The 10,050-nt window shown below is 43.2% G+C and carries 5 protein-coding genes and 1 tRNA gene; 3 read left to right on the forward strand and 3 right to left on the reverse strand.

The features are described 5' to 3' along the window. Nucleotides 1-67 precede the first annotated feature (67 nt). Complete coding sequence (locus F887_RS02260; protein ID WP_005297066.1) at nt 68-868, forward strand: AraC family transcriptional regulator; 801 nt, start codon at nt 68-70, stop codon at nt 866-868. A gap of 97 nt (nt 869-965) precedes the next feature. On the opposite strand, the gene F887_RS02255 is transcribed toward F887_RS02260, so the two are convergent. Together F887_RS02255 and F887_RS02250 are read right to left on the reverse strand one after the other, a co-directional pair. After that, entirely contained in the window at nt 966-1,607 is a 642-nt protein-coding gene (locus F887_RS02255) for a fumarylacetoacetate hydrolase family protein (RefSeq protein WP_005297068.1), read from the reverse strand. 33 nt (nt 1,608-1,640) lie between these two features. Beyond that, nucleotides 1,641-2,138: a YcxB family protein gene (locus tag F887_RS02250; RefSeq protein ID WP_005297069.1), complete on the reverse strand. Its 498-nt coding sequence runs from the start codon at nt 2,136-2,138 to the stop codon at nt 1,641-1,643. 391 nt (nt 2,139-2,529) lie between these two features. Between F887_RS02250 and F887_RS02245 the strand changes: the two genes are divergently transcribed. Further along, nucleotides 2,530-3,828 (forward strand): SRPBCC family protein, encoded by a 1,299-nt coding sequence (locus F887_RS02245; RefSeq protein ID WP_005297071.1) that lies wholly within the window; start codon nt 2,530-2,532, stop codon nt 3,826-3,828. Between the two features lie 41 nt (nt 3,829-3,869). Here F887_RS02245 and F887_RS02240 read toward each other — a convergent pair. Continuing rightward, nucleotides 3,870-3,946: transfer RNA gene (locus F887_RS02240), tRNA-Arg, on the reverse strand. 513 nt (nt 3,947-4,459) lie between these two features. Here F887_RS02240 and F887_RS18700 point away from each other — a divergent pair. Next, on the forward strand, nt 4,460-10,050 hold a 5,591-nt coding region (locus tag F887_RS18700; protein WP_005297073.1), incomplete at its 3' end, for a beta strand repeat-containing protein.

Raw genomic sequence — 10,050 nt, forward strand, 5'->3', positions numbered from 1 at the left:
CTGTCTTAATTTCATGATATAGTGAAAATACGACAATAGATGCGTATTTTCAGGCAATTCTCATGTTATGAAAAAATCGGCACACAGAATTCAAGATTTTCAGGCAATTCCGACCTATAACGATATTCCAGCACCTTTATGGCTGCAGATTCGTGATGCACCCGCAGAGACCTTCTACCCACAACACGCGCACGCTTGGGGAGAATTTATCTACGCTTTTGATGGTGTGTTAGAGGTGAATATTGATCAAATTCATTATTTAACCCCACCACCCTATGGAATCTGGCTGCCACCACATTTACAACATAGTGGTATCAATCGTAACGAGGTCACCCATTGCACCCTATATGTGCATGAGTCGCTGTGCCAAAATATGCCTCAACAGGCTGGTATCTTATTGTCTGCTCCATTGGTTTCTGCCTTGCTCGAACATATTCGTAAATATCCCTTTTCTGAACAGGATCCAGAGTATTTACGCTTGCTTCAAGTGTTACTCGACTCACTCACCCATGCTGAGCTTGTTGGGAGTTATTTACCCACAACACAACATCCTGCACTGGCTAAAATATTGACCCATTTACATGAATTTCCTGCCGATAACAGTACGTTGGAAGAACTGGCACAAATGATCAATATGACTGAACGAACCCTTGCTCGTTATAGTCAAAAAGAGCTCGGAATGTCATTGCATGAATGGCGGCAGCGTTTAAAAGTGATGAAAGCGATGTCGATGCTAAATCAAGGTAAAACCATTGAAAATATTGCTTTGGACTTAGGTTATGCCAGCTCTTCGGCTTTTATTTATATGTTTAAACGCTGGATGCAGTTTACCCCTGACCAATTTCGAAAACTGTATCAAGGCAGTTAACATGTGACTGGGTTTGTATTTGGGCAAAAACAAAATTACATTTGTGGAGATATAAAAAATGGCACTGATTGCAAAACCAGCGCCATCGTATTTCAACTTATGCTTTCACAAAAGTATCCCAATCGTATTCGCCAGACTGAGTAATCAATTTCATGGTCAATTGATCATTGGCACGTAGCGCACCAACACCTGCTGGTGTACCCGTCATGATCACATCACCAGCTTCCAGACTAAACGATTTGTTAATCTCGACAAGCAATGATCCAATATCAAAGATCATATCTTTGGTAAAGCCGTGCTGACGCTCAACCCCATTGATATTCAAAATCAGCTCAAGTTCTTGCAGATCGCCAATTTCGTCCGCTTCAATCCAGTCCGCCAGAATACATGCACCATCAAATGCCTTGGCACGTTCCCAAGGCTCACCTTTGGATTTTAAATCACCCTGCAAATCACGTAGGGTCAAATCTAAGCCCAGAGTCACTGCACCGATTGCTTCTAAGGCTTTGGCTGGATCGGTTTCTTGTGATAAAGGATGGGCAATTTGCAAACAGATTTCGCATTCATAGTGACACTCACCTAATGCTTGATTCCAGCTTACCCCTTGTGTCAAAGAACCAAGACTGCTGGGTGGTTTGATAAACAGCAATGCGCGATCAGGAATGGCATTCCCCAATTCTTTCGCATGTTCAGCATAATTTCGGCCCACACAAACAATTTTTGAAGGACGTGTACTCATGAAAACTCCTTGTTCTTTCAACCGTCAATAAATTTACTTTTTAAAACTATTTTCAAACTTGCTTTGATCTGCAGAATTGCTAAATGCTCGTTTAGGCACAATGACGACAGTATGGCTTTTAAGTTCTAACATATAGGTCAGCTTCCCAATTGCAAAAGATTGTACTTCTGCATACTGTGCTGTTTGCTTTTTACCTGCGGCATAAAGTTCAAAATGATCTTGATAAAGATCAATCCCTTGTTCGCTTTTGCCAAACTGATAACGTACAAATTGACGCTTAAATAACATTGGCAAAAACCAGTAACGCATTAGGCCCTGCATAATCAGGAAAAAAGCGCCGAGTGCAACGTAATAACGTCCGACTCCAGAAAAGCCTAAATAAACACCCCACAAGATAATCGCAACACTAATCACGGGGGTTAAAAAGCGACTAAATGTTTTTTTGCCGAACGTGACCAAAGCAAAACCATCTTGAGATTCTTCTAGATTAAGATAATAGCGTACAGATACCGTTGGACGTTGTTCAGACATTTTTAGATTTCTAACATTTGAAAAAAACTGATCTATTAGAACATAAATGATTCAACGGGCAATCACATTTCTGGTGATTTAATACAAAATTTAAATGATATCGCCGCTTCATTTCTATGCTTATTTATCTTCCTCTCATTCAACCATTTCATTTTATAAATCAATGTCCTGTCAGAATTTTTCAAATACCCTTTTATTTAATTTAAATCCTGTTGCGCTATAGAACTGATAAAAAGTAAATATCTAAACCGCCTCGAACGAAAGAATATTTCCCTAGGTTTTACACAATGCGACTATTTTTTATGCACAAAAAAACTTATTAATAAGCGGTGTTGATCAAGGTCTTCAATACACTCAATGCAATCACGGATTAAAAAATCAAAGGAATGTGATGTCTTATTTGAATCGTCTCTTGTGTCTCTGCATTTTTGTGGCAGTGGCACAAAATAGTACTGCACAAATCCTGTCATGGAATGACAATATTCCGAGTGCCTTACAGCCCTTTCAGAACAACCCACAACTCTTGGCCAGTTATACCCAAAACAATATTTTCTTCTATGGGCATCCGGCCACAAAAACCTCGATCCCAACGCAAAAAAGTAACCCTCAACCCACTGCCAGTTTTAATTCAGCAGCAATCATTGTTCCAGTTAACGCCCAACAAGTAGCCAAAACACTGACTGATTTCAGTCAATATGTGGGGCTATTTCCCACACTCAAATCTGCCAAGCCACTCGAACAATCAGGCAACATTGTACAAATGAAGTATCGGGTTTCCATTCCGACCCCCATTCCAGTTCTCAATTTCAATGAAGATGTCACCTTACAGCACCAAATTAAATCCAATAGCATTGCCAGTTTAGTCATTGATGCCCCCATTCCTTATGGGGCAGGCAAATTTGAGTGGTTTGCACTGGATGAACATCGAACCTTAATCACCTTGACTCAATGGGGCGATTTAAACCAGCCTAAAGGTTTTATTTTTAAGAAAATTCTTAATGCAATTCCAGAAGCAAAACTGGGCATCCCCAGTGGGAGTAATGCTTTTATTCTAGAAGCCTTAAGAAATCGTTTTATTAAGCCTAATATGACCCCACTCAATGCAGGACAAATTCCCAATCCTCAGTTAAGTACGGCTCAACTCACAAAAATTAGCCAACTTATTCAAACAGCTCAACAACCTGTCAGTATTATTCATGTGCCGACCAGTATGCTTTATACGCATGGGCGGGAACCCATGCGCTTTACCACCACCTATCAATTTTATAAACAAACACCGCAGCAATTACAAAAATGGCTGACACCCTTGGCTTATCAAGAGCTATTTCCCCGACAGATCAAGAAAGTAATCACCACACCAATCCAAAATCAGGCACAAGATGCAGATATTCAGGTCAATGTGGGCCTTGGCGTTATCAATATACCTTTTGCATTTAAACTGCGTTTTAACTATCCACAAAGTACTGAAAATAATTTTTATGCCAATGGTGGCGATTTACGTTTTATTAAAGGCCAAATGCGATTTACGAGTTTAGATCAGGGGACTTTATTTAAAATGACCAGTGCGATGAAAATCGATGAGAAAGCTCCTTTCCTATTAAGAGCCATGCGCAGCTTGCCTTATCATGATGTATTGCCCGCTGTGGGTGGCAATGCTGTTTTTGTGCAAAAAATCAAAACAAAAACTTGAGACGCAAAAAAACCGCAATAAAGCGGTTTCTTTTTTCAAATTGGTGCGCTCAGAGAGATTCGAACTCCCGACCCCTTAGTTCGTAGCCAAGTGCTCTATCCAGCTGAGCTATGAGCGCATATTTGATGGAGGGCATTATACGCACTTTTCCCCAAATGATAAGACCTTTTCCACAAGATCACACTCAACTGGCTATAGATTCGGCATTATTTGGGTTTTTAGTGTGTATTGACTAACATTTCATCCAATTTTCTTGGCCCTAACTATACATCAAGATTTCTTCACCCGACGTAAGTCACAAGATAATTTCTCTACAGAAACAGTCATAATTATTATTAAAATTCAAATAAATATTATTTTTGGCACGTTTTAATTCAGATCTAAACTTTGTATTTTTTATTAATAATCTACTTTTTCATAATATCTTTTTGATTTTAACCATTTATCTTTAAACCTCGATATAGCCCCCTGTTTTATTTCACTTTTATATTTCTTTAAAAATATGATACACACTGCATTATTGACATTAAATAGACAACTAATAAATACTACTAAATAGATTATGAGACAGGAGTCACATAATTATTAAACTTAAATAAAACAAAACTCCAATAATTATAGGTATATCGACATGTTATTCAAAAATATTTTATCACCCATTAAAAGTATTCTGTCTCTTTCTAGCAATAGCCAAGGATCCTCCTCTTCGGTTAATACTGTAGTACCCACTGTACAAAATACAGTAATCGAAGACAGCAGTACCACAACCAATACAAACAATGGTACGAATACGAGTCATGGCGGTTTGCTTAACGACATAGCGGCAGGTAATGGTAGTCACAACTACGGTCCAGGATTAGGTAACGCAAACGATTTTAGCTTTACCCCCTCTTTCACAGCAGCATTTCAACCCTTCAGCAATTCATTTTCATGGCTAGGCACTACAGCGCCTATTACGACAGCCAATACAACACCAACAACATCAACAACCCAAATTCACGATAATGATATTGTGAATAATAGTAATACGGGTACCCAAGCTGGCAATGGCAATGCTGGTGGCATATTAAATGGTATCGCAGCAGGCAATGGCGAACATAATTATGGCGTTGGAAATGGCAATGCCGATGATGCCAGCGTAACCGTGCCATGGACAACACCAGGTCAAGCAATAAGCAATTCAATTGCTGCCGTTGGTGATACTGATGTCAACGCGGTGAATACATCACCCACAACATCTTCAACTCAGATTCAAGATAATGATACGACCAACAACAGTAATACTGGCATAGGCGCTGCTGGAAATGGCAGTGCTGGTGGTCTATTAAATGGTATTGGCGCTGGTAACGGTGAACAAAATTATGGAATTGGCAATGGCAATGGCGACGATGCTGGTATCACCACACCTGTCACGGCACCATTCCAAGCAATAGGCAACTCAGCAGCAGCGATTGGTGGTGGTCATGTCAATGGACTTAATAGCACGTCAACAACAAATAGCAGTGTAATTAATGATAATGATACGACCAACAACAGCAATAATGGCGTTGGTATCGCTGGTACTGGCAATGGTGTGGGTGCTGGTTTACTTAACGGCATTGGTGCAGGGAATGGTGAACATAACTATGGTATTGGCAATGGTAACGGTGACGATGCAAGCGTAACAGTGCCTTGGACCACACCTGTGCAAGCCGTGGGTAATTCAGTTGCAGGCATTGGCGGCGGTGATGTGGATTCAGTTAATACCTCAACAACCGGTACCTCCACTACAATCCATGACAATGACACCATAAATAATAGCAATAATGGTACAGGCCTTACGGGTACTGGCAATGGTCTTGGTGGCTGGGGCAACGGTCCAGCGGCAGGCAACGGCCAACAAAACTATGGAATCGGCAATGGCAATGGTGATGATGCAAGCGTCACAACACCAATCACGGTGCCATTCCAAACCATCGGTAATTCCGTCGCAGGGATTGGTGGTGGTGATGTAACTTCTGCCACTAATACTTCAACGAGTTCAAACACAAATATTCAAGATAATGACACGACCAACAACAGTAACAACGGTGTCGGCGCAGCAGGCAATGGCAGTCATGGCGGCTTACTCAATGGCGTATCTGCTGGTAATGGTGAACATAACTACGGTATTGGCAATGGTAACGGTGAGGATGTTGATATCACCACACCATGGACAACACCAGTACAGGCTGTCGGTAACTCAATTTCAGGGATTGGTGGAGGTGACGTAGATTCAGTCAATACCTCAACAACAACATCGACCACCAATATTCAGGACAATGACAGCACAAATAATAGTAATAACTCAGCTACGAATGTGATTGGCAACGGTCTTGGTGGTTTAGCAAATGGCCCTGCAGCAGGTAATGGTGAACAGAACTATGGTATTGGCAATGGTAACGGCGATGATGCCAGCTTCACAGCACCCGTCACTGCACCATTTCAGACAATTGGCAATTCAGTTTCAGGTATAGGCACACACGATGTCGATTCCGTAAACAACGTTTCGACCAACTCAAGTACAGCGATTCAAGACAATGACACAACCAACAACAGCAACAATGGTGTTGGGGCTGCGACCAATGGTAATGAGGGTGGTTTACTGAACGGTGTATCTGGAGGGAATGATGAAAATAACTTCGGTATCGGCAATGGCAATGGTGACGATGCAGATATCACCACACCATGGACCACACCTGTACAAGCTGTAGGTAACTCAGTCTCCGCAATTGGCGGTGGTGATGTGAATTCTGTCAACACTGCAGCAACGACATCGAGCACACATATTCAAGATAATGACACAACCAACAATAGCAATCATGCAACTGGTGTAGCTGGCAATGGTTTTGGTGGTATAGCCAACGGTCCAGCAGAAGGCAATGGTGAACAAAACTATGGTATCGGCAATGGTAATGGCGATGATGCAGGTGTCACCATCCCTGTGACCTCACCTTTCCAAGGCCTAGGTAATTCAGTCTCTGCAATTGGCGGTGGTGATGTTAATTCAGTGAATACCGCCCCAACCAATGCCTCTACGGTGATTGAAGATAACGATACCACCAATAATGGCAAAAGCGGTGTTGGTGCAACAGGCAATGGGAGTGCTGGTGGCTTACTCAATGGTGTTTCCGCAGGCAATGATGAACACAACTATGGTATCGGTAACGGCAATGGCGATGATGCGAGCGTCACGACACCCATTACTACACCTGTCCAAGTTCTTGGTAACTCAGTTGCGGGCGTTGGCGGTGATGTAGACTCCGTCAATACAGCGCCAACCAACACATCAAATATTGTTTATGACAACGATACAACCAACAATAGTAATAGTGGAGTTAGCACAAATGCAGGCAATGGCCTTGGTGGTTTAGGTAATGGTCCAGCAGCAGGCAATGGTGAACAAAACTATGGTATTGGCAATGGCAACGGTGATGATGTAGATATCACTGCCCCATGGACCACACCTGTTCATGTCTTAGGTAATTCAGCGGGTGTTATCGGCGGTGGCGATGTCAGTTCTGTCAATAATGGTTCTACCAACACACTTAACTATGTACAAGACAATGACACCACCAACAATAGTAATAACGGTACAGGTGTAACTGGTGCAACAGGCAATGGTGCAGGTGGCTTACTCAATGGTGTAAGTGCTGGTAATGGTGAGCATAATTACGGTATTGGGAATGGCAATGGCGACGATGCAGATTGGACATCTCCAGTCACAACGCCAATCAATTTCATGGGTAACAACATCTCTGGACTTGATAATGACTCTAATTCTAATGCTCTAGGCAATACCTCAACCAATACCGCGACAACCAATACAACCAATATCGTCTCAGACAATGACAACATCAACCATAGCAACAATGGTACAGGTGCCGGTAGTGGTACTGGTAACGGGGTGGGTGGTCTACTCAGTGGTGTTGGTGCAGGCAATGGTGAGCAAAACTATGGCATTGGGAATGGCAATGGCAATGGTGATGATGTTGATGTCGTTACCCCTGTCACTACTCCGATCAATGGCCTAGGTAATGAGTTTTCCTTCGTTGGTGATGCCAATAATGCCTCCCACAATAATGCGGCAACCACAACAACCAATACGGTGCTAGATAACGACACCACCAACAACAGCAATAACGGTACAAGTGTCGGTGGTACTACGGGTAACGGTGTTGGCGGCGGTATCGGCAATGGCATTGGTGCAGGCAATGGTGAACATAACTACGGTATCGGCAATGGTAACGGTGATGATGCAAGTGTCACCATGCCAGTGACAGCACCAGTCAATGGTTTAGGTAATTCCTGGACATTCTTTGGTGATACAACCAATACTTCTGTCAATAATGGTTCAACCACAACAACCAACAACCTTCAGGACAATGACACCACCAACAATAGCAATAACGGTACACTTGTAGGTGGTAGTGCAGGTAATGGTGTTGGCGGTGGTATCGGCAATGGCATTGGCTCTGGCAATGGCGACCATAATTTTGGTATTGGTAATGGTATTGGCGGTGATGCCAATGTGGTGGCGCCAATCACCAGCCCTGTTAATTTCTCAGGTAACGCGGGCTCTATTTTTGGTAATGCAACCTCCAACTCAATCAACAACTCCTCTACAACAGCCAATAACAATTTCCAAGACAACGATACGATAAACAATAGTAATAACGGTGGCGTAGGAACTGGCTCTGGTAGTGATCTTGGAGGAATTCTGAATGGTATTGCCGCAGGCAATGGTGAACACAACTACGGTATCGGCAATGGTATTGCAGATGATTCGAGTATCGTAATCCCAATTACCACACCATTAAATGCATCAGGCAATGCTTTCTCAATTTTTGGTGATGCAACCTCAAACTCAGTCAACAACTCTTCAACCACGACTAACAATAATGTTCAAGATAACGATACAACCAATAACAGCAATAGCGGCGGTAATGCTGCAAATGGCTCAGGTGGTATCGGCAATGGCATCGCTTCAGGCAATGGTGAACATAACTACGGTATCGGCAACGGTATTGCAGATGATGCAAGTATTATCATCCCAATCACAACACCTGTGAATGCATCAGGGAATGCTTTCTCGATCTTTGGCAATGCAACTTCGAATTCAACCAATAACTCATCTACGACAACCACGAATAATTTCCAAGACAATGACACCACCAATAATAGTAATGGCGGCGGCACGGGTGTTGGTTCTGGCGGTGGTATTGGTAATGGTATCGCTTCAGGCAATGGTGAACACAACTATGGTATCGGCAATGGGATTGCAGATGATGCAAACTTTGTCGCTCCAATTGCGATTCCAATTAACTTCTCAGGTAATGCAATCTCATTATTTGGTACAGCAACTTCAACCTCAACCAATAATGCAACAACGACCACGCATAATAACTTCCAAGACAATGACACTGAAAATAATGGTTCAGTCGGCAATGGCTCTGGTGGTATCGGCAACGGTATTGGTGCAGGTAATGGCGACCAAAACTATGGTATCGGCAATGGCGTTGGAGATGGTACCAACATGGTGACGCCAATTACTATCCCGATCAACTTCTCTGGCAATGCAATCTCTGTACTCGATTTAAATAGCATATCGCATGGTGATCTGGTTACACCTGTCACTAATCTTGCCACTGTTGTGACAGGTGATGCTGATAGCACGGGTGTCTTGGGTACCGTAACTGGTGCAGTCGGTGGTGTGACTGCTAGCGTAGACGGCATTATTAGTGGAGATTACAATCCGATCGATGTGGTCACTGGCATTGTTGGTGGTGTTCTCAGTGGTGAAGGTGGTAGTCCTCTCGATCTAGTCACAAGTGTTGTTGGTGGCGTACTTGGTGGTGAAGGAAGCAGCCCTCTCGACATCATTACTGGAACAATTGGCGGTGTAATTGGTGGCGACGGTGGTCCTCTTGGTGCAGTCACTGGAATCATCGGTGGTATTACTGGCGGTATCGGTGGTGGTGATGGCAGTCCTCTTGGCGCAGTCACTGGAATCATCGGCGGCATTACTGGCGGTATTGGCGGCGGTGATGGCGGTCCTCTGGGTGCAGTCACTGGCATCATCGGTGGTATCACTGGTGGAATTGGTGGCGGTGACGGCGGTCCTCTTGGCGCAGTCACTGGCATCATCGGTGGCATTACTGGCGGTATTGGTGACGGTGGCCCTCTGGGTGCAGTCACCGGAAT

It is taken from the genome of Acinetobacter sp. NIPH 2100 (genome assembly GCF_000369805.1).
Taxonomy (GTDB): Bacteria; Pseudomonadota; Gammaproteobacteria; order Pseudomonadales; family Moraxellaceae; genus Acinetobacter.

Coding starts and splice junctions, on each gene's coding strand:
- F887_RS02250 (WP_005297069.1), bottom strand. CDS start 2,138: ATGTCTGAACAACGTCCAACGGTATCTGTACGCTATTATCTTAATCTA.
- F887_RS02245 (WP_005297071.1), top strand. CDS start 2,530: ATGTCTTATTTGAATCGTCTCTTGTGTCTCTGCATTTTTGTGGCAGTG.
- F887_RS02260 (WP_005297066.1), top strand. CDS start 68: ATGAAAAAATCGGCACACAGAATTCAAGATTTTCAGGCAATTCCGACC.
- F887_RS02255 (WP_005297068.1), bottom strand. CDS start 1,607: ATGAGTACACGTCCTTCAAAAATTGTTTGTGTGGGCCGAAATTATGCT.